This is a genomic window from Tenggerimyces flavus, from assembly GCF_016907715.1.
Lineage (GTDB): Bacteria > Actinomycetota > Actinomycetes > Propionibacteriales > Actinopolymorphaceae > Tenggerimyces > Tenggerimyces flavus.
In genome coordinates this window covers 4,292,016-4,315,578 of sequence record NZ_JAFBCM010000001.1, presented here as the reverse complement: position 1 = coordinate 4,315,578, position 23,563 = coordinate 4,292,016, and the positions used below count along the sequence as shown (strand labels likewise).

Genomic DNA, 23,563 nt, shown 5'->3' with positions numbered 1-23,563 from the left:
GAGCGGCCAATGATCATGTAAACATGATCATTGGCCCTCACTGCGGAGTCACTCGGGAGCCTCCGCAGAGCCGCCACTGTGTCGCTCCAGCCACGTTCGTCAGAGGCGCTAGCGGCTGAGCGCGAGCGGGCGGCCGTACGACTCGGTCTCGTGCGCCTGCGCGAGTGGACGGGTGCGCACGGGTTCGGGCCAGGCCAGGGGGACGCCGAAGCGGTCGGTGAGCAGGCGTTGGTAGTCCGCGAGCGCCACCGCGTCGGCCCGCACGCTTCTCGGCGTGTGGTTGCCAGCCAGGCAGAAGGCGATCAGGGCGCCCACGGCTTCGCCGATAGCCCATTCGACGGGGTGCAGGCGGTAGCAGCCGTTGGTGATGTGGGTCGTGCCGATGTTCTTGTTCGCCGGCAGCAGGTTGTCGACCCGTTGGGGAAGGAGCGCGCCCAGAGGGATCTGGAACGGATGGCTGTCGACGTCCACGAACGTCCGGCCCGCCGTGCTCGGGTGCAGGTCGATCCGGTAGGCCCCGATGCCGACGCTGTCGGGGAACTGCACAGGCCCATCGAGGCCCGCCCGGGCGTCGACGCCGATGTGCTGCTCGGTCACCGTCAGGTCCGCCAGAATGCGGCGACTTTCGCGTACGTACACGTACTTGGCGAGCCCATCCGCGGTGCCCATCACCTCGGGGCACAACCGCAGGGACGGATCGCCCGTGCCGCCGTCGGGGCGCGGGAGCTCGGTCTGTAGCCAGTAGAGGTACGACAGGCTGAGCTCGCGGCTGCCGTCAAGCGCACGTTGACGGGTCGCCGCGTCGACGCCGAGCAGGGGTTCGAGCCAGTAGTCGGTCTGCGGCCAGTTCACGAGCGTGACATCGGTCGCGATCGGGTCGGTGAACTGGTCCGCGCTGCGGATGCGGCGATAGCACCACCGGCTGCGCGGAATCGCTTCGCCGACAGGGTCGACGAACAACGGCAGCTCCCGCCGGACCAATGTCGCGGGGTCGACGTCGGCCAGACTGAGCTGCGGATCGGGCAGGAAGTCGGCCTGGTAGCCCCGCCAGAAGTCGTAGCTGGCGGGCCGGTCGATGGTGTGGTCCTCCCCCGGACGGTGCTCGAGCGCTAAGCACCAGGTGATGGCCTGCTGGTCGAGCGGGTTCGGCGCGCCGGGAAGCGCGTGCAGCTCACCGGTGTCGTCCTGGGACTCCGCGCCGACGATGTGCTCCACCGCGCCGAGCTCCAGCAGGTCGCCGAGCTCGGTCGCGTCCACGACGTACGCGCCCAGCAGCGTCGTCGCCACGCCGGTGCCGAGACCGCGTACCTCCACACCCGAAACCCGGTCGCCGTCGCTGTGCACGGCGACCGGTTCGTGCCGTAGGAACAGGCGAATCCGGCCACTGGACAGGTACGGCGCGAGCAGCTCGGTGAGGACCGCGACCGCGACTGTCGGCTCGTGGCAGAGCCTGCTGACCAGTCCGCGCCCGGGATTCAGCAGTTCCTCGGCCCGAGCCGTTGCCGTGAGCGGATAGGCGCGCCGGTAGTAGTCGCGGATCCCGTTCCGCAGCCGCCGGTAGCTGTCGGAGCTCCACGGGCCCTCGATCCAGGCGTGCTCGTCCGGCGGCACGCCCTGCGCGGTGAGCTGCCCGCCGAGCCAGTCGGTCTCCTCGGTGAGCGCGACGGACCGGCCCAGGCTCGCGGCCGCGAGCGCGGCAGCGACACCTCCCAGCCCGCCGCCCACGATGACGACGTCGGTACGTAGCTCGGGCATCGTTTTCGCATCCTCTACTGCTAGTCCGTGTCTCTTAACTATCGCCTGGCGCGCGACACCTCGCATCCCGCCTGGCCGCGGTCCAGTTCGTCACCCAGAGGACAAACTATGAATTCCTCCTGCACCACGCCCAGCCGGGCGCGAGGCGCCGCGCGCCATCGCGCGGAGCGCGATGACCGACGCTACTTAAGAGACACGGCCTAGTTGGTCGGTCCGGACTGGGTACTCGTCCGCACGGCGTTGGACGTCGTGTCGGTCGTCCGGAAGTAGTACGAGTGGTTTCCCTTGGCCAGCAAGGTCGTGTACGCGTAGGTCTTGCCGTCGGTGTACGTGACGTCCGCTGGGTTCGTCCCCGTCAGGTGGTGAACGACGCCGTCGACCACGACGTCGACGACGTGCGGCGCCTGGTTGTCCACGTCGGTGTAGGTCACCGAGAACGTGAACGGCGTCGTCGACGTCCCGCTCGCCGGGCTCACCGCGCCGGCGGTCAGCGTCGGCGCCGTGCCGGTCGCGTCGACGGTCGTCTTGATCTCGTCGATCAGCAGCTCGCCGTATGTTCCGCCGGTCTGTTGTAACCACAGCGAGAGGTGGACGTGGCTCTTGTCGACGAGCGGGCACAGGTTCAGGTCGTACCGGTACTCCGTCCAGTTCGTCGCCACGGGCACGGAGACACCGTTGGTCAGGCTGCAGTTGTCGGTTCCGTCGCCGATGCTGACCCGGTAGCGGGCGTTCGGGTAGCCAGGGTTCTTCATCGTGAGGCTGAGGTACCGGAAGCCGGCGAAGTCGCCATAGTCGTGCCAGGGCTCGAACTTCGCCAACGAGCTCGCCGAGCTCGGCGTCTGGGTGAACTTGCCGATGTCGCGACCGTCGACGACGGCCGCCGCGTACGTCCCGGTCCCACCGGACTGGTTGAACCAGTTGACCCAGCCGAACGCGGTCGACCCGAACGTGCCGCCCTTGGAGAAGTTGTCGTACAGCAAGGGATGTGCGGGATCCGGCAGCGGCGGCGCCACCTGGACGTGGGTGGTGCTGTAGGTGTACTTGCCGGCCGACTGCGTGCCGCGGACGTTGAGCTGGCGGTTGGCGTACGGCGCGAACGAGTCGACGTTCACCGATCCGCTCCAGATGCCGTTCTGGAGCGTCATCGGCGTGGTCCCGAGCTCCACGGCGGACAGCGCAGAGCCCGGCTGGACCAGGACCGTCACGTCACCGGTGACGACGTCGCCGATGAGCGGCGTCGTGACCGGCAGCTTGAACGGCAGCACTCCCCCGCTGCTCGAGGCGTCGTTGAGGTCGCTCAACGCCATCACCGTGTAGAGCAGCCCAGCCTGGATGCTGATGCTGTACTCGTTGTATCTCCACTGCTGGATGTCGTCCTGCCACAGCGGACGGTCCTCGTACCAGGGGCTCACGCTGTTGGCGTCGGTCGGACTCTTGATGTTGGGACCGCTGACCAGTGCGCCGGGGATGACGATCCCGGTGTTGGCATGGTCGTAGGACTGCTCGTCCAGTCGCGTGTGCAGGAAGTCGACGTGGTCGGCACCGATGCCCGAGACCCAGCTGAGGTTCCACGGGTTGTCGCCGAAGATCCAGTTGACTCCCCGCAGCGCCCCACGCAAGGCGATCGGATCGCCGAACAGCTCGTAGTAGCGGATCAGGTCGCCGACGTACGACATGTGCGGCTCGTTGACCCCGAACCCGCTGAACACGTCGAGGACGCCGTACGGCGTGTCGTCGGAGCTCGACAGGAAGTACTCGACCTGCTGCCGAAGCAGGGTGCGGATCTGCGTCTGCGTCGCCGCGTTCGCCACCGGGTAGAACTCGGCCATCGAGATCGGCCGCTGGTCCCAGTAGTTGGTGGACCTGAGGTCGGCGAACGTCAGCCCGTTGATCTTCGACGTGGCAGCGGTCGCGTAGCTGGTGGTGCCGGTCAACAGGTACAGCTGCACCTCGGCCCACAGCATGGAGTTGGGGATCCCGCCGAGCGCGGGATACGAACCGACCGGGCCGGCCGGGTTCGCTGCCGCGTAGGTGTAGAACGTGACCGCCGCGGTCTCGCAGGCGGCGGCGAACGAGGTGAGCTCCGCGACCGCCGCGGGCGCGATGTTCCCGCCGGCGATCGCCGCCTCGATCGCCCTCGCGGTCGCGGCGAGCGAACCCGCGGCCTTGGCCGATCCACCCACGCTGAGGTTGCGGATCCGCCGGTCGTCCGCCGTGCCGACGACGTTGTCGGTCGCGAACTCCGGATGCTGGAAGCCGGAGTCGTTCGCGAGGTCGTAGAGGGCGCCACCGAACTGGTTCGCGGACTTGATCAGGTAGGAGCTTCCGACCCGGGCCTCGTCGAGGAGGTCGGGAACGCCGTTCGCGTCGTTGTCGTACTGGACGTTCGGAGAGTCTGCGTGCCGTACGTACGCCAGCGCGATCTCGCCGGTCACCCACTGGTTGCCGGCGAACTTGCCGTAGTCGCCGGCGTCGTACCAGCCGCCGGTGAGGTCGTGGTGCTGGGTCCCGTCCGCGGACGCGGCGTCATCGAGATGCCCGGCGGCGTGGAAGACCTTCGCTGACGGGGCGACGCTGCTGTAGCCGGTCGGATAGCCCGCGCTGGTGGCGACGTTCGCGCGTTGGAGGCGGTAGAACGCCGTCATCTCGTCCTTGTAGGAGTCCCAGATGTTGGCGCTGATCCTGAACGGGTACGAGGAGACGCCGTTCGACCGGACCGTGAACGCGGTCCCCGTCTGGGTGACGGTACTGAAGTCGAGGTCGTAGACGCGCGCGCCCCAGGTCGAGCCTCGGTCGACGAGGCTGCCGGACGCGATCACCGTTGCCCCGTTGAGGATCTGGTACGTGGTGTCGGTGAGGACGCCGGTGGCGAGAACGTGGGCGGACTTGTGGGCACCCGCGCTGAAACCGGCCTGGTTGACCACCACCTCGGTCACGGTGCCGGCCGCCTTCGCGGGCGTTCCGTACATGAGCGACGAGACCAACAGCGCTGCGACGACTGCGATGCGCATGACCGTGCTCCCTCCCTTGGGGGATTAGCCCTTGAGGCCGGTGAAGCCGATGCCGCGGACGATGTGCCGTTGATAGATGACGAAGATCAGGAGCGGTGGAACGATCGCCATGAACATGCCGGCCAGGAGCAAAGCCTGGTCAGCGGAGTTGGCCAGTCGCGGAAGCGCGACGCCGATGGGTTGCTTCGTCGGGTCGGTGAGAACGATGAGCGGCCAGAGGAAGTCCTTCCACGCCGTCATGATCGTCAGCAACGAGACGACCGCGACGAGTGGTTTCGACAACGGCAGGACGATGCGACGGAACACCGTCCACGGTCCGGCTCCGTCGACCTGAGCGGCTTCGAAGAGCTCCCGAGGGATGGCGTCGAAGAACTGCTTGGCCAGCAGGACGTTGAACGCGTGCGCGCCGGCGGGAAGCCAGACCGCCCAGGGTGAGTCGGTTAGGGAGATGCCGAGCCCGGGCAGGTCCACGACGGTGACGTACAGCGCGACCATAGACACCGTGCCGGGCACGAACAACGTCGCGAGGATCGCGCCGTAGACGTACCGGCCGAACCTCGGCCGCAGCACCGACAGGGCGAAGCCCGCCGTGGTCGCCACGACGAGCTGGGTCAGCCACGAGCCGGCCACCAGGACGACGGTGTTGAGCAGGTACCTGTCGATCTCCAGGATCGTCCAGGCGTCGACGAGGTTGTGCCACTCCACCGGAGACGGCCACAGGGCCAACGGGTTGCGGAGCAGGTCCTGGGTGGAGGAGACCGCGCTCTTCGCCGCCCAGTAGAGCGGTCCCGCGCCGGCGAGCAAAACCAGTCCCATCAGAACGGTCTGGGCACCGCCCCACCCCAGCCGTACCGGGGTTCTGCGCCGGTCGGCGTGGGAGAGCAGCCCGCGACCGCGCACGGTGTCGATGCTCACTGGCTCCCCCATCGCTTGGTCAGGCGCAGATAGATCGCGGACAGGACGGCGAGGACCAGCGCGAGAAGCACACTCAGCGCCGCCGCCGTGCCGTAGTCGCCGAAGAGGAAGGCGTACCGGTAGATCAGCAGCAGGACCGTGACGGTGGCGTTGCTGGGACCGCCGTCGGTCATGACGAACGGTTCGGTGAAGACCTGGAACACGCCGATGACCTGCAACAGCAGCATCAGCAACAGCACGCCGCGGATCTGCGGCAGCATCACGTGCCAGACCCGGCGCCAGACCGAGGCGCCGTCGATCTCGGCAGCCTCGTACAACTCCGTCGACACCCCGGAAAGTGCTGCCAGGTAGATGAGAACGGCACCGCCGGCACCCGCCCAGGTGGCCTCGAGGACGAGGCTCGGCATCGCCCACCCGCTGTCCTGGAGCCAGGGGAACGGGCCGAGTCCGACGAGGCCGAGCACCTGGTTGAACAGGCCTGCGTCGGGGTTGTAGAACCACTTCCACAACAGCACCGACACGACCGGCGGCACCACGACGGGCAGGTAGACCAGAACCCTGAACAGGCCGCCGAAGCGCCGGACCTCCGACATGAAGACCGCCAGCAGCACGGGCACCGGGAAGCCGATCGCGAGCGACAGTGCCGCGAACCAGAGGGTGTTGCGTACGGCGATGGGCAGCACGGGATCGGCGAACAGGCGTTGGAAGTTCTCCCAACCCACCCAGATCGCGGGCTCGACGAGGTTGGTCTGCTGGAAGCCGAGGATGACGCTGCTGAGGATCGGCCACCACGAGAAGTAGCCGAACAACACCAACGCTGGAAGGAGGAACACCAGAGCGGCGAGGTTCGTCTGCCACCCACCGATCCCGCGCCTCGGTCCGCGGGGAGCCTTCGCCCCGCCGGTGCGGTCGGCCGTGACGTCCCGGCCGGCGGGCATGACGTCGCCGGCCGGGACGGTGCTCGTGGTGGTCCGCACTACTGTCGCCGCAGGATCGCGTTGACCTGGTCTTCGGCGGCGGCGAGGAGCGCCGCGGGATCGGCGTCCTTGTTCGTCAGGACCGCTTGCACGACGGGATCCAGTGCGGCGTACAGGTCCTGCGCCGCGATGGCCGGTTCCGGTACGAAGGCGAGGTCCTTGGTGCGTTCGACGTACGGCGCGAACTGCTCGGTCGGCACGTTGACGTACGGCTTGATGGCGGCGTCGACCTTGTCGACGGTCGCCTGGTCGAAGACCGGGAGCACCGGCACGCCGACCGGGAGCTTGTCCGCGGCTCGCGCCTTCGCGACCGTGACGGCTGCTGCCGTGTCGTACGACGGCAGGATCGACGAGTACTCGATCCACTTGACCGCGGCGGCGCGCTCCGCGTCGGACGCCTTGGCGGTCACCATCAACACGGTGCCGCCCGCGAGGGTCCCGTCGCCGCCTCCCTGCGGCAGGCTCGCGGCCCCGAAGTCGGCGGGATCGCCCTTGAACAAGGTGATGTAGCTGTTGTACGCCTGCGGCGCGTTGATCCACATCCCGATCTCGCCGGCAGCGAACGCGGGAGACGCGTCCTCGCCCTTGCGGAGCTGCTGGGTGCCCATCGAGTCGTCCACGAACCGCATGTCATGAAGGAGCTTGAGCGCCTCGAGGGTCGGGGCGTTGTTGAACGTGGCGGTCGGCTTGCCGTCGACCAGATCCTGCATCGTTCCGCCGTTGGCGTACGTCATCGCGGTGAGGTGCCATCCGCCGCTGTTGTTCGTGGTCAGCGCGCCGTACCCGATCTTGCCGGTCTTCTCCGCGATCTGGTCGGCCGCGTGCCGGAACTCCTCCCAGGTGTCCGGCGGATCGTCAGGATCCAAGCCCGCTTGGGTGAACAGCTTCCGGTTGTAGACCAGGCCGAGCGCGTAGATCGACTCCGGAAGGCCGTACACCTTGCCTTCGCTGCTGAGGATCTCCATCACCTTGGGGTCGAACGACGCGAACTCCGGAAGCTTCTTCGCCTCCACGGTGATGTCCGCGACCTGCTTGCGCTCGATCAGGCCGGGCGGCTCGGTGAGCGGGATCTTGAGAACGGTCTCCGCCCGACCGCCGGCCATCTTCGCGGCGAACGTCTTCACGTCCCACGGCGCGTCCGACGGCTTGATCTTGATGTCGGGGTTGGCCTTCTCGAAGGCTGCCACCTGGTCGAGGAACGCCTGGCGGGACTCGGCGTTCGTGGCTGGCGGCAGGCCCATCACGCTGATCGTGACCTGCCCGTCGGTCTGGTCCGACGTGCTCGGCGGATCGCCGTTCGACCCGCAAGCCGCGGTTGACACGCCCAGCGCAAGGGCCAGTCCGCAGGCGATCAGCCCACGACGGAGAACAGTCATCGCTACCTCCATGGAAGATGTGAGCTTGCCGGCGGGCCGGTCGACTCGCTGTACACGAGCTCGCAGGGAATCGTCAGTTGGCGGGGCTGGTCGGGATCGTCGCCGTCCAGCAGGTCGACGAGCAGGCCGACGGCCATGCCGCCGAGCTCGCGCTGCGGAATCCGCAACCCGGTCACCGCCACGCCGGGTTGCCCTTCGGGCGGCACGATCTGCGTGACCACGGAGAAGTCCCGAGGCGCTCGCAGGCCGAGGGAGTCGGTGATCGCCAGGAACCGCCGCAGGATCCGGTCGTCCTCGGTCACGAACGCGGTGGCTCCGGCGTCGAACAGGTCGCGGACGTCGTCGGCCCGCAGCGCCGCGGCGGAGGTGATCAGCCGGAGGCGAGGATCGGAGTCCAGCCCGTACCTCTCCCGCCCGCGCAGGAAGCCGTCGACACGATCGACGCACGGCTCGAAGCTGGAGCCGGAGCCGACGTGCGCGACCTTGCGGTGCCCGAGCTCGGCCAGGTGGGCGACCGCCTCGACGGTGGGAGCGACGTAGTCGGGCGAGACGTACGCGATCTGGCGGCCGGGCACCTCGCGCCGACCGATGAACACGAACGGGAAGTCCTCCTGGGCGAGCCGGTCGAGCTCGGAGCGGTCGGTGTCGTTGCCCAGCAGGACGCACCCGTCGGCCATCCGCAGCCGGTTGACGTTGTCGCGGAAGATCCGGCGGCTCCCGTCCGAGCCCGTCGAGCTCGTGAACAGCACGAGGTCGTACCCCCGGACCTCGGCCTCGCGTTCCACCCCGACGAGGAACGGGTGGTAGAAGTCGGCGCTCTCGGCCGGGAAGATCGACTCGAAGGTGTAGACGCCGAGCAGCTGGTTGCGGCCGCCGGCGAGGCTCCGCGCGGCGGGGTTGCCCGCGTAGCCCAGCTCGGCCGCCGCCCGCAGCACCCGGTCCCTGGTGTCCGGACTGATCGCGGCGCCCTTGCCGGTCCGGCCGTTGAGCACCATCGACACGGTCGCCTGCGACACGCCCGCCGTCCGGGCGATGTCGCTCTGCCGCCGCCGCGCGGGGATCCGGCTGTCTGCCATCGTGCTGGTGCTCCTGTGCTTATGCGCATCAGTAGGTGATGCTTCGCGAAGGTACTGATGCGCATAAGCGCCGTCAATGCTTTGTTGCGAACGTGTTTACGGCGCGCTCGTACTCCACGATGTGTTGCAGAGACTTTCCGGCGGCTATGCGGCGCGGTTCGTTCCCGCTACAGGCGGCAGGCGTGGATGTCGGTGACGAGGATGGCGCGGGCGCCGATCTCCCAGAGGTCGTCCATCAGGCGCTGGGCCTCGCGGCGGGGCACCATGACCCGGACCGCGACCCAGTTCGCTCGATGAAGGGGCGACACGGTCAGCCCCTCCAGGCCTGAGTTGATCTTCGCGGCATCGTCGACCTTGTCCTCTGGCAGGTCGTAGTCCATCAGCACGTAGTTGCGCGCGACGAGCACGCCCTGGAGGCGACGCATCATCAGGTCGAGGCCCTCCACCGGCGCCGCGGTCGAACGGCGGACGAGCACGGCCTCGGACTCGAGCAGCGGCTCGCCGAACAGCTCCAGCCCCGCCTGCCGCAGCGTCGCGCCGGTCTCCACGACGTCCGCGATCACGTCGGCGACGCCGAGCCGGATCGCGGTCTCCACGGCGCCGTCGAGGCGGATCACCTGGGCGGAGATCCCCTGCTCGGCGAGGTACTTCCCGACCAGGCCCGCGTATGAGGTCGCGACCCGGAGGTTGGCGATCTCCGACAACGACGTGGCCGTGCCGGGCTTGGCGGCCAGCCAGAACGTGGACTTGCCGAAGCCGAGCGACAGGATCTCGTCCGCGGGCGACCCCGAGTCGAGCAGCATGTCCCGGCCGGTGATGCCGAGGTCGAGCGTCCCTTCGCCCACGTACACGGCGATGTCCTTGGGGCGCAGGTAGTAGAACTCGATCCCGTTGTCCGGGTCGAGCGTGACCAGCTCCTTGGAGTCGGAGCGTTGGCGATAGCCGGCCTCGCGGAGCATCGCCGCAGCCGGTTCGGACAGAACTCCCTTGTTGGGAAGGGCAACACGAAGCATGAGAGTGAACCTTCGTCCTCAGAGGTGGGCGTAGACGTCTTTGAGCTCGAGCCCGCAGGCGAGCATCAGGACCTGCGCGTGGTACAGCAGCTGCGAGATCTCCTCGGCGGCACGTTCCGGCGTCTCATGCTCGGCGGCCATCCAGGACTCCGCTGCCTCCTCTACGAGCTTCTTGCCGATCGTATGGACGCCCGCGTCGAGGGCAGCGACAGTGCCCGAGCCCTCGGGCCGGTCGACGGCTTTGGCGGACAGCTCGGCGAAGAGTTCGTCGAAGGTCTTCATCCCACTGGGTTCTCTTAGGCGACAGATGGTCGCCCCCAGCGTACGGGCTGCGCTAGACGACCAGCACCAGCTTTCCCCGCACGCGGCCGGTCTGGCTGTGCGCGTGCGCCTTCGCGGCGTCGGCCAGGGCGTACGCGGTGTCGATCTCCACGCGTAGCTTGCCGGCGTCGACCAGCGCGTTCAGCTGGTCCAGGCCGTGCCCGTCCGGCTCGGCCAACACCAGGTGAACGTTCACTCCCTTCGCTTTCGCGGCCTCCACCGACTCCGGTGAGGCGCCGCCGCCGATCGGGATGAAGTGGCCGCCCGGCTTCATCGCGGGAACGAGCCCGAGCGTGTAGTCCGGCCCGACCATGTCGAGCACCACGTCCGCGTCCTTGACGGTCTGGCCGACATCGGTCGTCGTGTAGTCGATCACCTCGTCGGCGCCGAGGCTCCTGACGAAGTCGAGCTTGCCGGTGCTCGCGGTGCCGATCACGTACGCGCCTCGCGCCTTCGCGACCTGGACGGCGACGTGACCCACTCCCCCGGCGGCCGCGGTGACGAGAACTCGCTGCCCTGGTTGAAGATTCGCGGTGTCAACGAGCGCTTGCCAGGCAGTGAGCCCGACGAGAGCGAGGGATCCGGCCTCCTCGTGGCTGAGCGAGGCGGGCTTACGCGCGAACTGCCGCGAGGGCGCCGCGACGTACTCCGCGTACGCTCCGGCCTCCTTCGGGAACCACACCAGCCCGTAGACCTCGTCACCGGGCGCGAACCTCGTCACGCCGACGCCGAGCTCCTCGACCACGCCGGACAGCTCCCAGCCGACCGTGTACGGCAGCGGCGTGTCCGGGTCGTAGCCGGAACGGATCTTCCAGTCGACCGGGTTGACGCCGGCCGCGCGGACGCGGACCAGCACGTGGGTCCCGTCGGGTACCGGGCGGTCGACCTCGACCAGCTCCAGGACCTCGGGTCCGCCGAACGACTGCTGCTTGATCGCCTTCATGCGCTCGCTCACGCTGAGCCCAACCACCCGATCGGCGAATCCCTTCCCGGCTGGTCAGGGCAGGAGCAGGTTGAGGTCGCCGAACTCGTGCCAGAGGTAGCGGCGTTCCAGGGCCGCCTCGTACGAGCGCCGCACCAGGTCTGGGCCGGCGATCGCCTCGAGCATCAGCAGGTGGGAGGCCTTCGGCTCGTGGAAACCGGTCAGCAGCCCGGACGCCACGCAGACGCCGCGCTCCGGGGTGATCACCAGGTCGGTCCAGCCCGAGGCCGGCTCGACCCAGCAGCCCGAGGTCGTCGTCGACTCCAGCGCCCGGACGGCGGTCGTCCCCACCGCGACGACGCGCGCGCCGCGGAGCTTGGCGTCGTTCACGACCCGCGCCGTCACCTCGGGTACCGAGAACCACTCCGCGTACGGCGGCTCGTGGAACTCCGGCGACGCCACGCCCGTATGCAGCGTCAGCGGCACGATCAGCACGCCGCGCGAGACCAGCCGGGTCACCAGCTCGGGCGTGAACGGACGGCCCGCGCTCGGCATCTCCGCGCTGCCGGGCGCCGTCGCGAAGGCCGTCTGGTACGACTCGATCGGCCACCGCTCCGCCACGTAGCCGTAGCGAATCGGCCGCCCGAACCGCGCGAGGTACGAGGGAACGTCGGGTGAAGACAGCGACGCGTGCCACAGCCGCCGCGACGCGTGCCGCCGAAGCAAGACCAGGTTGACACGACCCGGCAGCGCGATCCGCTCCCCTTCCACACCAGCGGAATCCGGCGACGCCCCGCGGCGGAGCTCGACGATCCAGGTCCCGTCCGGCGCGAGCGTCGAGAAGTGCACCGTCCGATCGCCATCGTCCAGGTCCACCGCGGCCGGCATCGTCGCCGACGTGTTCACCACGAGAACGTCGCCGGGCTCGAGCTGCTCGGGCAGGTCGGTGAACCGACCGTGGTCGAGGCTGGAGGGCCGGCTCGTCAACAACCGTACGCCGTCGCGCGCGAGGCCGCGCGCCTCGGGCGGCTCGTGGGCCTCCAGCTCCGGCGGCAGCTCGAAGTCGAGCGACGGTTCCGTCGCCATCGTCATGCCACGGCTCCGGTCGGCAGCTCGGCGGCCTTGTAGCGGCCGCTCGGGGGCCGCGTCTCGACGAGCGACACGAACGCGGGCACCACGGTGTCGGGCAGCGGCCGGTCCGAGATGTCCTCACCGGGGAAGGCGTCCTGGTGCATCTGGGTGCGCAGGTCGCCGGGGTCGACCCACCAGACCCGAACGGCCTTCTCCTCCTCGGCGAGCACGTGCGACCACTGCTCGAGCGCGGCCTTCGCCGAGCCGTACCCGCCCCAGCCCTCGTACGCCTCGACCGCCGCGTCACTGGTGATGTTGAGCACCGCGCCGCCGTTCTCGCGCAGGATCGGCAGCGCCTGTTGGGTGAGGGCGAGTGGCGCGACCGTGCCGACCTCGAGGATGTCGCGGTACGCCGAAACGTTCAGCGCGCCGAGCGCCGGCAGCGGGCTCGGGCCCAGCGTGCCCGCGTTGTTGACGAGCAGATCGAGCCCGCCGAGCGAGCGCGCCGCCTCGAGCAGGTCGGCGCGGTGTTGCGGGTCGGCGACCGAGCCGGTCAGCGGGATCACGTTCGTACATCCCTTCAGCTCGCGCGCGGCGTCGGTGAGCGGCCCGGCGTTGCGGGCGTCGACGACCAGCGACCAGCCGCGTTCGGCCAGTCCGTGGGCGAGGGCGAGGCCGAGGCCCCGGGACGCGCCGGTGACGATGGCGACAGGCATCGGTGTCTCCTTCGAACGGGAAGAGTGCCTCTGCCGCCGACGCTAGGCGCGTTCGCCGCGCGTTCCATCGGGCCGCGGGTGCGACCGGGGTCGGCCGTTGGACCTAGGACCTCAGGAGTGGCAGTCGAACGCCACGGCCAGGCAGTCGCCGTGCTCGGCCAGCAACGCGTGCGCCGTGTCGTTCCAGGTGTCGTCGGCCCACTCGTGCCAGGCGCCGTCCGGCGTCACGATGGCGCCGACGCGCATGTCCTCGACCGGGACGAGTTGGCCGACGGGTCGGATGTTGTCGTCGTCGGTGACCACGTCGAAGCCGTACCTCGCCTGGAACTCGTGCGGCGCGAGGTCGTAGTTCTGCGGCTTGCCCCAGATGATCCCGTCGTACCGGCCGCCGATCGTGAAGCCGTCGCACGTCGCCTCGGGGTTGAGGTCGTACTTGTCGGCGAGGTCGCTGATCCAGTACCGCTTCAGCATCGCCGTCGCCCGGCCGGCCGGATCGGGCTCGCCGGCGGGAACGAGGACGAGCGCGAGAGTGTGCGACACGGCTCCGGACGATACCGGGAGGTACGGTTTCGGCGTGGGAAGGTCAGCCGAGGTGAGCCGCGACGACCTCGACGCCTTGTCGCGGGCGGTGCTCGCCGTGACCGAGCAGACGTCGACGCGCGAGGTGTTGCAGATGATCGTCGAGTCGGCACGTTCGCTCGTCGGCTCGGACTACGCGGCGCTGGGTGTGCCGGACGAGGTCGGCCGGTTCGCGGAGTTCTACACCGCGGGCGTGTCGGACGAGGAATGGCAGGCGATCGGGCCGGTGCCGCGGGCGCACGGGCTGCTGGGCGCGATGATGAGCGAGGCGACGACGCACCGGGCGGTCGACGTTCAGGACGATCCGCGCTTCTCGGGGTGGCCGTCGGCGCATCCGGACATGCGGGCGTTCGTCGGCGTACCCGTCGTCGACCAGGGCGAGATCCTCGGCGCGGTCTGGGTCGCGAACAAGGGCCGCGATCGGGAGTTCACCTCCGATGACGAACGGCTGTTGGGGATTCTCGCCGCGCACGCGGCGATCGCGCTGACCCGCGCGCGGATGTTCGAACGGGATCGCGAGCTCACGCTGATCGAGGAACGCGCTCGCATCGCGCGAGACCTGCACGACGCCGTGGCGCAGAAGCTGTTCTCGTTGCGGCTCACCGTGGGTGCGGCGGAAGCCCTTGTGCACAAGGCGAATCCGGAACGTGTCGGCGAGGAGCTGCGGCGGGCGAAGGAGCTGGCGGGCTCGGCGTTGGACGAGCTGCGCGCCGTGGTCACCGAGCTCCGGCCGCCGGCGTTGGAGGAGGACGGGCTCGTTCCCGCGCTCCGCAAGCACATCGCGGTGACCAGCCGAGCGCAGCAGGTGCCGGTCACGTTCACCTCCGACTGCGACGGGCAGTGCGCGTTGCCGGCGTCGGTGGAAGACGTGATCTTCCGGGTGGCGCAGGAGGCGTTGCACAACGCGCTGCGGCACGGGAAGCCGTCGAAGGTGAGCGTGGACCTGGACACGTCCTCGCCATTCGTGGTGCTCACGGTGTCCGACGACGGGACCGGTTTCCAGTCGGATCCGGTGCTCGCGGGCAGCCACCACCTGGGCCTCGCGTCGATGCGCGAACGCGCGCGCCGCGCCGGCGGGCGGTTGCGGGTCACTTCGGAGCTCGGACAGGGAACGATCGTGCGCCTGGAGGTGCCGAATGACTGAAGGCCCGATTCGGGTCGTGGTGGTGGACGACCACCAGGTCGTCCGGCACGGGCTGCGGACGTTCCTCGACATCCAGGACGACATCGAGGTGATCGGCGAGGCCGGCGACGGCAACGAGGCGGTCGAACAGATCTGCGCGCTGTCGCCCGACGTCGTGCTGCTGGATCTGAAGCTGCCGACGGTCGACGGGGTCGAGACGTTGCGGATGCTGCGTGATCGCGGGAACACGGCGAAGGTGCTGATCCTGACGTCGTTCACCGAGCCGACGTCGGTCGTGCCGGCGTTGCGGGCGGGGGCTTCGGGGTATCTGTTCAAGGACGTCGATCCGGAGGCGTTGGCGCAGGCCGTTCGCGCGGTGCACGCGGGCCAGGTGTTGCTGGAGCCGGAGGTCGCGGCGGCCCTGGTGTCCGGTGACGGGAGGAGCGACCGTTCGACCTCGTTGACCGAACGGGAGCGCGAGGTGCTGGCGGAGATCGCTCGCGGGCGGTCGAACCGAGAGATCGCGAGGGCGTTGGTGTTGTCGGAGAAGACGGTGAAGACGCACGTGTCGTCGATCCTGGCGAAGCTGGGGTTGGCCGACCGTACGCAGGCCGCCCTCTACGCCGTCCGGTCGGGGATCGTCTAGTGGCGGGGCAGATCGTCATCCTGAACGGTCCGCCGCGGGCGGGGAAGTCCTCGATCGTCGCGGCGATCCAGGAGTCGTTCGACGGGGTGTGGCTGAACCTCGGGGTGGACGGGTTCATGGCGATGACGCCGGCCCGGTTCATGCCGGGGATCGGGTTGCGGCCTGGCGGTGAGCGGCCGGATCTGGAGCCTGTGGTCGCCGTGCTGTATCGCGGGCTGTACGAGTCGATCGCGGCGCACAGCCGGCTCGGGGTGAACGTGGTGGTGGACGTCGGACACCACGACCGGTACTCCTCGCCGCTGGGCATCCTGCGTTCCTGCGCTGCCGTGTTGGCCGGGCTGCCGGTGCTCTTCGTCGGCGTGGACTGCCCGGTCTCCGTGGCGTTGGAGCGCCGCCGCGCGACCTGGGGTGGCGAGGGCTTCGCGACGAGCACCCAGCTGGCCGACCCCGTGGCGCTGTGGCACGAGGCCGTGCACGACGGGGTGACGTACGACCTGAAGGTGGACACCTCGGTGGTGACCCCCGAGGAGAGCGCGGCTCTGATCCGTTCCCGCCTCGCCACCGATCCCCCGCCGTCCGCCTTCCATGCGCTCGCTATTGGATGAAGGGCACCTTCATCCAAACGGCCCGCCCCTGCCCATCCGCCAGGCCTCCTCAACGCCCGTGATCATGATGGTGATCGTGAAGCCGAACTGGTCATTTACGAAGGGTTTGCCTTCATGATCACGCTCATGATCATGGGCAGGTGGCGGCGAGCCCCCGGCGCGTTTGTATGAAGGGCACCTTCATCCCATAGGTTTGTATGAAGGTGCCCTTCATCCAAACCAGGAGGGTCAGTGGCGCGCTACAAGCGGGTCTTGATCAAGCTCAGCGGGCAGGCGGTGGCTGGGGCGCAGAGCTCGGGGTTCAGCGCGGCGGCGCTCGACCATCTGGCGCGCGAGGTGCTCGCCGCGCGTGAGCTCGGCGTCGAAGTCGGCATCGTGATCGGCGGCGGGAACGTGTTCCGCGGGCGGTCTGCCGACGACTGGGGCATCGACCGGGTCGAGGCGGACAACATCGGCATGCTCGGCACGGTGATCAACGCGATCCTGCTGCGCGGGAGGCTGACCGCCTTGAGCGAGTACGACATCCGCGTGATGACCGCGTTCCCGATCACGTCGATCGCCGAGCCGTTCATCCGGCTGCGGGCGACGCACCACCTCGAGAAGGGCAAGATCGTCATCCTCGCCGGCGGCATCGGCCAGCCGTTCGTCACGACGGACTACCCGTCGGTGCAGCGGGCCGCCGAGATCGACGCCGAGGCGATCCTCGTGGCCAAGCACGGGGCGGACGGCGTCTTCGACAGCGACCCGAACGTCAATCCGGACGCCCGGCGCTTCCGGACGATCAGCTACGACGAGGTCCTCAGCCGCGGCCTGCGCGTGATGGACCAGGCCGCGTTCATCCTCGCCCGCGACGAGAAGCTCCCGCTGCACGTGTTCGACATCGACGCCACGGGCACGATCGCCGCGCTCTGCAACGGCGAGGAGCACGGCACGCTGATCGCCGCGAACGTCGAGACGGTGTACGCGGACTGACGTAGCCGAAGTCGGCACGCTGGACGTACGCGCGACCGTGACAGGTCCGCGAGGCTCAGCCACATGCCGATTCGAGCACTCGCCGTCGCCGCAGCCGCGGCCATCGCCCTCACGACGCTCGCCGCCAGCCCCGCCTCCGCCACGACCGACCCCGGAGTCGTCAAGGTCGGAGACGGCTGGCTCCGCGGCAGCGTCGCCGCCGACCACGTGACCTACTCCTCCATCCCGTACGCCGCGCCACCCGTCGGCGAACGACGCTGGAAACCGCCCGCCGCGGCGAAATCCTGGCGCGGCATCCGCGACGCCACCCAGCCGAGCCCGCTCTGTCCACAGGGCTCGATGACGGGGGCGACCGGAACGGAGGACTGCCTCTACCTCGACGTCACCGTTCCCCGGAAGGCGGGCAAGCGCCTCCCCGTGGTGGTCTGGCTGTACGGAGGCGGCTTCACCTCCGGTGGCGCGCAGCAGTACGACGCCACCCGGTTCGCCACCGCGGGCGAGCTGATCGTCGTCACGCCGAACTACCGGCTCGGCGCGCTCGGCTTCCTTGCCGCGCCGGCGCTCGGCGGTGGCGGGAACTACGGCCTGATGGACCAGACCGCCGCGCTCCGCTGGGTGCGCGAGAACGTCGCGCGCTTCGGCGGCGACCCGCGCAACGTCACGCTGGCTGGCCAGTCGGCGGGTGCCCGTTCGGTCTGCGCCCACCTCGCGGCGCCAAGCTCCCGCGGCCTGTTCCAACGGGCGATCACGCAGAGCGGCGCCTGCGAGAACAAGGTTTTGACGCCGGCCAAGGCTCAGGACTTCGGCGCACGGGCGACCGCGGACCTCGGCTGCACCACCGCGGCCTGTCTGCGGTCGGTCGCTCCCGAGCGGCTGCTCCCCCTGCTGAACGGCGGTCGGGTGCCAGTGCACAGCCGGGCCGACGACCGCCCGTGGGGACCGGTCGCCGGGACGACGTTCCTGCCGCGCCAGCCGGGCGAGGCGATCCGCATCGGCCGCGCCGCCCGCGTGCCGCTGCTGCTGGGCGGGACCCGCGACGAGATGCGCGGGTTCGTCTCGAACGACGCCGCGCTGACCGAAGCGGGCTACCGCACGATGATGGTCGAGACGTTCGGCGCCCAGGCGGACGTGGTGCTGGCGAAGTACCCGGCGGCCGCGTACGACTCCCCCGCCCTCGCGCTGGCGACCGTGCTCGGCGACTGGGGCGGCTTCGTCGGCGCCTGCCCGGTCCTGCGCACGGCTCAGGCGGCGGCGAGGCACCAGCGGGTGTACGCGTACGAGTTCGCCGAGGACAGCCGCCAGACCGAGCCCTATCCGCTGGGCGCGTACCACAGCCTGGACCTGCCGTACCTGTGGGACGTCAGCTTCCCGAACAACTTCCCACCGCTCACCGCCGAGCAGCAGGAACTGTCCGCGCAGATCATCGACAGGTGGGCGGCGTTCGCCCACACCGGCAGCCCGAACTGGCCGTCGTTCAACCGGACCAGCACGGTAACCGGCCTGTCCGCCGAAGGTCTGACCCCGACCCCCTACGGACGGACCCACCACTGCGACTTCTGGGCGGGTCTCCCCCGCTAGAAGTCGCCGGAAGTACTAGGCCCCCATCGCGTGGTAGCCACCATCGACGTGGACGATCTCGCCGGTCGTCTTGGGGAAGAAGTCCGAAAGGAGTGCGACGACCGCGAGGCCGGTGGCCTCGCGGTCCTCCACGTCCCAGCCCAACGGCGCGCGCTCGCCCCAGATCGTGCCCATCACGTCGGCGCCCGGGATCGCGCCGGCAGCGAGCGTCTTGGTGTAGCCGGCCGACACCAGGTTGACCCGGATGCCCTTCGGCCCGAGGTCGCGGGCCAGGTAGCGCGCGCACGACTCGAGGCCGGCCTTCGCCACGCCCATCCAGTCGTACGACGGCCACGCCACCGAGGCGTCGAACGTCAGCCCGACGATCGACGCGCCCTCCTTCAGCAGCGGCATCGCGGCCATCGACAGGCCCTTGAGCGAGTACGCCGACACGTGCACGGCCGTCGCGACGTCTGGCCACTGGGTGTTGAGGAAGTTGCCGCCGAGCGCATCCTGCGGCGCGAACGCGATCGAGTGCACGACGCCGTCGAGGCCGTCGACGTGCTCGCGTACCGCCGACTCGAGCCCGGCGAGGTGCTCCTCGTTCGTCACGTCCAGCTCGAGCACGGGAGGCTCGACCGGGAGGCGCTTCGCGATGCGCTTGGTGATGTTGAGTGCCCGGCCGAAGTTCGTGATCAGGACGGTCGCGCCCTGCTCCTGCGCGACCTTCGCCGCGGCGAAGCCGAGCGAGTTGTCCATGGTCACGCCCGCGACGAGGATCCGCTTGCCCTCGAGGATGCCGCCCATCGTCAGTACCCCATTCCGAGTCCGCCGTCGATCGGGATGACGGCACCGGTGATGTACGAAGCCTCGTCGCTCGCCACCCAACGGATCACCTTCGCGACCTCTTCGGTCGTGGTGAAGCGTCCCAGCGGGATCGACTCGAGGTACTGCTTCTGCTGCGCCTCCGGCAGCACGTCGGTCAGCCGCGTCTCCACGAAGCCCGGGGTGACGACGTTCGCCGTGATCGAACGCGAGCCCAGCTCGCGAGCGATCGAACGGGCCATGCCGATCATCCCGGCCTTGCTCGCCGCGTAGTTGACCTGTCCGGCGGAGCCCATCGTCCCGACGACCGAGGACACGAACACGATCCGCCCGCGCCGCAGCCGCAGCATGCCCTTGGCGGCGCGTTTCGCGACCCGGAACGCTCCGGTGAGATTGGTCTCGATCACGTCGGCCCAGTCCTCCTCGGACATCCGGAGCAGCAACGTGTCGCGGGTGATGCCGGCGTTCGCGACCAGGACCTCGACCGGGCCCTGCTTCTCCTCGATGTCCTTGAACGCCTGCTCGACCTGTTCGGGGTTGGTGACGTCGCACTGCACGCCGAGGAGTCCCTCCGGCGGGTCTCCGGAACGGTAGGTCACCGCGACGTCGTCGCCGGCCTCGGCGAACGCCTTCGCGGTCGCCAGACCGATGCCACGGTTGCCTCCGGTCACGAGCACGGAACGGCCCACGAACCCTCCCTCACTGTCGGTTCAGCCTGCGACGCTACCAATCGCGCCTGGTCAGAGCGCCCCGCCCCGGTGACAATCTTCCGGCGCGCCCCCTAGAGGAACCGGCCAACTGGTCTACCCGACTTTCTGGGCTCCCAGGCGCCCCGGTGGACATAGTGGTGCCCCCGCCGCCCTGTGAAGGAGCCGCCATGCGTCGCGCGTTGGTTCTGTCGCTGCTCGCCTCGGCCCTCGCCGTGATCGTCCCCAGCGGACCGACTCAGGCGGCCATCGGGCAGCCCACCGACTATTGGACCGAGCCGTCCTCGACGAACGTCTTCAAGGACACCCTCCCAACGAGGGAGTCGGGCCGGTCGATCGGACTGGACACCGCGACGAACGAATGGGAGGGCGCGCAGATCGTCGTCCGTTCGGCGGTGGCGTTCCGAGTCGACGGAGTCACCTTCTCCGCCCTGGCCCGGTCCAGCGGCGGCTCGATCGCGGCGAGCAACCTCGAGTACAAGTTCGTCACGTACCAGACCTTGAACGCGAACTCGATGTTCGACAGCTGCTGCAGCAAGCAGCCCGTCTACCCGGTGACCCGGACCGCGCCGGGCGAGTTCCCCGACAACCTGTCCAACGCGCTCGCGTACGACGTCCCAGCCCGGACCACGCAGTCGATCTGGGTGAATCTCTATGTACCGAAGGGCACTGCCGCCGGCATCTACACCGGGACAGCCACGGTCCGGACCAGCCGCGGCGATCTCGCGGTGCCGGTCTCGGTCGACGTCCGCGCGGTGGAGCTGCCGGACTCCAAGGACGGGACGTTCGACAACTCGCTGTGGAACACGTTCAACGGCGAGCTGTCCTGGGATCCGGGCGGCGACAACATGGCGGCGTCGTACGGGCTCACCCGGTTCTCGCCGAAGTGGTGGGAGCTGATGGAGAACGTCGTCGAGCAGATGAAGCGGCACCGGCACAACCAGCTCACGATCCCGCTCGTCGGGCAGCTGATGGACGCCGGTTCGACGCGGAACGCCAACGGGACCTACACGTTCAACTGGTCGCGGTTCGACGAGGTCGTGCAGTTCTTCCTCGATCGCGATGCGGTGAAGCGGATCGAGGGCTTCTGGGTCGCGGCGGACACGTACAACTACCGCGTCAACCACCAGGACGGCGTCCGCGAGGTCGAGCTGATCAACCGGCGGGCGAACGGTACCCAGTTCCGCGACTACGCGCCGTGGAACACCGCGGAGGCGGACAGCTACATCGACCAGTTCGTCACCTCGTTGCGTGGGCATCTGGAGGCGAAGGGCTGGGACGACCTGTTCTGGATGCACATCGGCGACGAGCCACACTCCGACGCGGAGGAGACGGCGTACCGGCACATCCTCGGCCGGGTGAAGCAGAACTGGCCGAGCGTGAAGGTTGGCGACGCGATGTTCGCCGAGCCATGGGCGACGCGGCTGTCGCCGCTCGTCGACGTGGTCGTGCCGAACCTGCTGAACTACGGCCCGAACGCCGCGCACTACGACCAGCTGCGCCAGGACGGCAAGGACGTGTGGATCTACAACTGCAACATCCCGGTCGGGAACTACCTCAACCGCTTCATCGACCAACCGCAATGGCATCAGCGGATGACGATCTGGTACGCGTACTCGCGCGGGCTGAACGGCTACCTGCACTATTCGATGTCGGGCTGGCTGGCTCCGTTGGCGCAGGACGAGGTCAAGGGCGACCACTACATCGTGTGGCCGGACAAGCCGAACAACACGATCGAGTCGTCGATCCGATGGGAGTCGTTGCGGGACGGGATCGAGGACTACGAGGCTTTGGCTCTGCTGGGGCGTACCAATCCGGGGCTGGCGCACGATCTGGCTTACGCGCTGGTGCAGTCGGGTGAGAAGTACTCGCCGGACACCGGGTATCAGGCACGGATCCGGCGGCTGATGCTGGACGCGGCGGGTGGGCGGCCGGTGGTCGCTTCGGACCTGGCGCTGGGTCGGTCCGCTTCAGCGTCCAGTGCCGTGGCGGGGTCGGAGGCTTCGAAGGCGTTCGACGGTTCTGCTTCGACCGCGTGGCAGCCCTCGTCGACTGGCGCGCAGTGGCTGCAGGTGGATCTCGGTCGTCAAGTCCAGCTTGACGGGGTGCGGCTGGCTTGGGCCGGGGCCGGCGCTTCGTCGTACAAGCTGCAGATCTCGTACGACGGCGTGCGCTGGACGGACGCGTTCTCCACGTCGTCGGGCGGCGGGGGCGACGACTTCGTCGGGGTCAACGGGAAGGCGCGGTACCTGCGGCTGGAAGTGGGCGCGGCGGGCGCCGCGTACGGGCTGAGCTCGTTCGAGGTCGCGGGCTTCGCGCTGGCGAAGGTGAACCTGGCCGGCGGACGGGACTACAGCAAACCGGCGCCGGTGTCGGACCATCTCGACAGCGGCTTCGAGTCGTCGGACGGGTTGCTGGCGGACGACTGGGGCGACAAGCGGCAGTACGGGTACCGCAGCTCGCCGGTGTCGGTGACGTTCGACCTCGGTTCTGCGCAGACGGTGGACAGCGCTCGGGTGCACGCGTACGAGGAGTACCCGGCGTACCGGCCGGACACGGTGGTGGTCTCGACGAGTACGGACGGCTCGACGTTCACGCAGAAGGGCTGGCTGCCGCGGACGAACGACCGGTCGGGGCTCTGGTACGACTTCGAGTTCCCGCCAACGTCCGCGCGATGGGTGCGGGTGACGTTCACCAAGACGTACGGCGGCAACGCGTCGGCCCTGTTCGTGGACGAGATCGAGATCTACCAGAGCCTGCGTTCGGTCGCGTCGAACCTCGCCGCTGGGGTGTCGTACGCGAAGACGCCCGCGCCGAGCGGCGCCTACCAGGACACGCTGAACGGTGGGCGCGAGTCGACCGACGGGGTGATCGCGGGGCACCACCAGGACGCGATCGGGTGGGGCGTGAACATCCCGGTGGGCACGACCGGCGTGGTGAAGGTCGACCTCGACCTGGGCGCGTCGAAGAGGTTCGAGCTGGTGTCGGTGCGGGAGAACTTCGACCTGTCCGCGAAGTACTTCCCGGACACGGTGCGCGTCCTGACCGGCGACTCGCTGGGTGCGTTGACCCTGCGAGCCTCGGCGGACGTGTCGTCGGGCTCGCAGTGGTACCACCTGCCGACCGGGGCGGTGACGGCCCGGTTCGTGCGGGTGGAAATGGAGAAGTTCTCGGTCGGCTCCCTGCAGGACTGGATCTTCGTCGACGACATCGCGATCTACCCCTCCGGCTAGCCCTCCCCCTGACCGCGCAGCCCGCGGATCGCCCGTGATCATGAACGTGATCATGAAGCCGAACTGGTCGTATACGCCGGGTTTACCTTCATGATCACGTTCATGATCACGAGGGTTGGCGCCGAACGGTGGTGCACGAACTCGCGTGCGGCCGGGGCTCGAG

20 protein-coding genes are annotated in these 23,563 nt (G+C 69.0%); 6 read left to right on the top strand and 14 right to left on the bottom strand.

Going from position 1 to position 23,563, the window contains the following annotated elements:
* Positions 1–108: 108 nt before the first annotated feature.
* From JOD67_RS20145 to JOD67_RS20090, 12 genes are all read right to left on the bottom strand, one after another.
* Positions 109–1,755: an FAD-dependent oxidoreductase gene (locus JOD67_RS20145; RefSeq protein ID WP_205119144.1), complete on the bottom strand. Its 1,647-nt coding sequence runs from the start codon at positions 1,753–1,755 to the stop codon at positions 109–111.
* Positions 1,756–1,955: 200 nt separating this feature from the next.
* Positions 1,956–4,766: a glycoside hydrolase family 9 protein gene (locus tag JOD67_RS20140; RefSeq protein WP_205119143.1), complete on the bottom strand. Its 2,811-nt coding sequence runs from the start codon at positions 4,764–4,766 to the stop codon at positions 1,956–1,958.
* A gap of 24 nt (positions 4,767–4,790) precedes the next feature.
* Entirely contained in the window at positions 4,791–5,681 is an 891-nt protein-coding gene (locus JOD67_RS20135; RefSeq protein WP_307782468.1) for a carbohydrate ABC transporter permease, read from the bottom strand.
* A complete protein-coding gene (locus JOD67_RS20130) occupies positions 5,678–6,658 on the bottom strand; it encodes a carbohydrate ABC transporter permease (RefSeq protein WP_307782467.1) in 981 nt (326 codons plus the stop codon). The genes JOD67_RS20135 and JOD67_RS20130 overlap by 4 nt, the downstream gene beginning before the upstream one ends.
* Positions 6,658–8,034, bottom strand: a complete 1,377-nt coding sequence (locus JOD67_RS20125) for an ABC transporter substrate-binding protein (protein WP_205119141.1) — start codon at positions 8,032–8,034, stop codon at positions 6,658–6,660. The genes JOD67_RS20130 and JOD67_RS20125 overlap by 1 nt, the downstream gene beginning before the upstream one ends.
* A gap of 2 nt (positions 8,035–8,036) precedes the next feature.
* Positions 8,037–9,110, bottom strand: coding sequence for a LacI family DNA-binding transcriptional regulator (locus tag JOD67_RS20120; RefSeq protein WP_205119140.1), 1,074 nt, complete (start codon positions 9,108–9,110; stop codon positions 8,037–8,039).
* A gap of 167 nt (positions 9,111–9,277) precedes the next feature.
* Complete coding sequence (hisG, locus tag JOD67_RS20115; protein WP_205119139.1) at positions 9,278–10,123, bottom strand: ATP phosphoribosyltransferase; 846 nt, start codon at positions 10,121–10,123, stop codon at positions 9,278–9,280.
* Between the two features lie 18 nt (positions 10,124–10,141).
* The gene (locus JOD67_RS20110) at positions 10,142–10,405 is read right to left on the bottom strand and encodes a phosphoribosyl-ATP diphosphatase (protein ID WP_205119138.1); all 264 of its coding nucleotides are present in this window, start codon (positions 10,403–10,405) and stop codon (positions 10,142–10,144) included.
* Between the two features lie 52 nt (positions 10,406–10,457).
* Entirely contained in the window at positions 10,458–11,399 is a 942-nt protein-coding gene (locus JOD67_RS20105; protein ID WP_307782466.1) for an NADP-dependent oxidoreductase, read from the bottom strand.
* A gap of 42 nt (positions 11,400–11,441) precedes the next feature.
* Positions 11,442–12,458 carry an S-adenosylmethionine:tRNA ribosyltransferase-isomerase gene (locus JOD67_RS20100; RefSeq protein ID WP_239553931.1) on the bottom strand — a complete coding sequence of 339 codons (1,017 nt, stop codon included), beginning with the start codon at positions 12,456–12,458 and terminating at the stop codon, positions 11,442–11,444.
* Positions 12,455–13,153 (bottom strand): SDR family NAD(P)-dependent oxidoreductase, encoded by a 699-nt coding sequence (locus JOD67_RS20095; RefSeq protein ID WP_205119137.1) that lies wholly within the window; start codon positions 13,151–13,153, stop codon positions 12,455–12,457. The genes JOD67_RS20100 and JOD67_RS20095 overlap by 4 nt, the downstream gene beginning before the upstream one ends.
* A gap of 111 nt (positions 13,154–13,264) precedes the next feature.
* Positions 13,265–13,693, bottom strand: a complete 429-nt coding sequence (locus JOD67_RS20090) for a hypothetical protein (protein WP_239553930.1) — start codon at positions 13,691–13,693, stop codon at positions 13,265–13,267.
* Between the two features lie 34 nt (positions 13,694–13,727).
* Here JOD67_RS20090 and JOD67_RS20085 point away from each other — a divergent pair, with 34 nt between their 5' ends.
* The 5 genes from JOD67_RS20085 to JOD67_RS20065 all read left to right on the top strand — a co-directional run bounded on the left by JOD67_RS20085 (position 13,728) and on the right by JOD67_RS20065 (position 18,656).
* Positions 13,728–14,876 carry a GAF domain-containing sensor histidine kinase gene (locus JOD67_RS20085; RefSeq protein ID WP_307782465.1) on the top strand — a complete coding sequence of 383 codons (1,149 nt, stop codon included), beginning with the start codon at positions 13,728–13,730 and terminating at the stop codon, positions 14,874–14,876.
* The gene (locus tag JOD67_RS20080) at positions 14,869–15,501 is read left to right on the top strand and encodes a response regulator (RefSeq protein WP_205119134.1); all 633 of its coding nucleotides are present in this window, start codon (positions 14,869–14,871) and stop codon (positions 15,499–15,501) included. The genes JOD67_RS20085 and JOD67_RS20080 overlap by 8 nt, the downstream gene beginning before the upstream one ends.
* Positions 15,501–16,106 carry a chloramphenicol phosphotransferase CPT family protein gene (locus JOD67_RS20075; protein ID WP_205119133.1) on the top strand — a complete coding sequence of 202 codons (606 nt, stop codon included), beginning with the start codon at positions 15,501–15,503 and terminating at the stop codon, positions 16,104–16,106. The genes JOD67_RS20080 and JOD67_RS20075 overlap by 1 nt, the downstream gene beginning before the upstream one ends.
* Positions 16,107–16,337: 231 nt before the next feature.
* Positions 16,338–17,078 carry a UMP kinase gene (pyrH, locus tag JOD67_RS20070; protein ID WP_205119132.1) on the top strand — a complete coding sequence of 247 codons (741 nt, stop codon included), beginning with the start codon at positions 16,338–16,340 and terminating at the stop codon, positions 17,076–17,078.
* A 63-nt stretch (positions 17,079–17,141) separates the two neighbouring features.
* Positions 17,142–18,656, top strand: coding sequence for a carboxylesterase/lipase family protein (locus JOD67_RS20065; RefSeq protein WP_205119131.1), 1,515 nt, complete (start codon positions 17,142–17,144; stop codon positions 18,654–18,656).
* Positions 18,657–18,671: 15 nt separating this feature from the next.
* On the opposite strand, the gene fabI is transcribed toward JOD67_RS20065, so the two are convergent.
* A complete protein-coding gene (gene fabI / locus JOD67_RS20060; protein ID WP_205119130.1) occupies positions 18,672–19,442 on the bottom strand; it encodes an enoyl-ACP reductase FabI in 771 nt (256 codons plus the stop codon).
* A 2-nt stretch (positions 19,443–19,444) separates the two neighbouring features.
* Positions 19,445–20,149: a 3-oxoacyl-[acyl-carrier-protein] reductase gene (gene fabG / locus JOD67_RS20055; RefSeq protein WP_205119129.1), complete on the bottom strand. Its 705-nt coding sequence runs from the start codon at positions 20,147–20,149 to the stop codon at positions 19,445–19,447.
* A 188-nt stretch (positions 20,150–20,337) separates the two neighbouring features.
* Here fabG and JOD67_RS20050 point away from each other — a divergent pair, with 188 nt between their 5' ends.
* Entirely contained in the window at positions 20,338–23,400 is a 3,063-nt protein-coding gene (locus JOD67_RS20050) for a glycoside hydrolase domain-containing protein (RefSeq protein ID WP_205119128.1), read from the top strand.
* The last annotated feature ends 163 nt before the right edge of the window (positions 23,401–23,563 follow it).

What these genes read in the sequence shown, in the direction of transcription:
- JOD67_RS20145 (WP_205119144.1), bottom strand. Translation starts at nt 1,755, where the DNA reads ATGCCCGAGCTACGTACCGACGTCGTCATCGTGGGCGGCGGGCTGGGA.
- JOD67_RS20140 (WP_205119143.1), bottom strand. Translation starts at nt 4,766, where the DNA reads ATGCGCATCGCAGTCGTCGCAGCGCTGTTGGTCTCGTCGCTCATGTAC.
- JOD67_RS20125 (WP_205119141.1), bottom strand. Translation starts at nt 8,034, where the DNA reads ATGACTGTTCTCCGTCGTGGGCTGATCGCCTGCGGACTGGCCCTTGCG.
- JOD67_RS20120 (WP_205119140.1), bottom strand. Translation starts at nt 9,110, where the DNA reads ATGGCAGACAGCCGGATCCCCGCGCGGCGGCGGCAGAGCGACATCGCC.
- hisG (WP_205119139.1), bottom strand. Translation starts at nt 10,123, where the DNA reads ATGCTTCGTGTTGCCCTTCCCAACAAGGGAGTTCTGTCCGAACCGGCT.
- JOD67_RS20110 (WP_205119138.1), bottom strand. Translation starts at nt 10,405, where the DNA reads ATGAAGACCTTCGACGAACTCTTCGCCGAGCTGTCCGCCAAAGCCGTC.
- JOD67_RS20100 (WP_239553931.1), bottom strand. Translation starts at nt 12,458, where the DNA reads ATGACGATGGCGACGGAACCGTCGCTCGACTTCGAGCTGCCGCCGGAG.
- JOD67_RS20095 (WP_205119137.1), bottom strand. Translation starts at nt 13,153, where the DNA reads ATGCCTGTCGCCATCGTCACCGGCGCGTCCCGGGGCCTCGGCCTCGCC.
- JOD67_RS20080 (WP_205119134.1), top strand. Translation starts at nt 14,869, where the DNA reads ATGACTGAAGGCCCGATTCGGGTCGTGGTGGTGGACGACCACCAGGTC.
- JOD67_RS20065 (WP_205119131.1), top strand. Translation starts at nt 17,142, where the DNA reads ATGCCGATTCGAGCACTCGCCGTCGCCGCAGCCGCGGCCATCGCCCTC.
- fabI (WP_205119130.1), bottom strand. Translation starts at nt 19,442, where the DNA reads ATGGGCGGCATCCTCGAGGGCAAGCGGATCCTCGTCGCGGGCGTGACC.
- JOD67_RS20050 (WP_205119128.1), top strand. Translation starts at nt 20,338, where the DNA reads ATGCGTCGCGCGTTGGTTCTGTCGCTGCTCGCCTCGGCCCTCGCCGTG.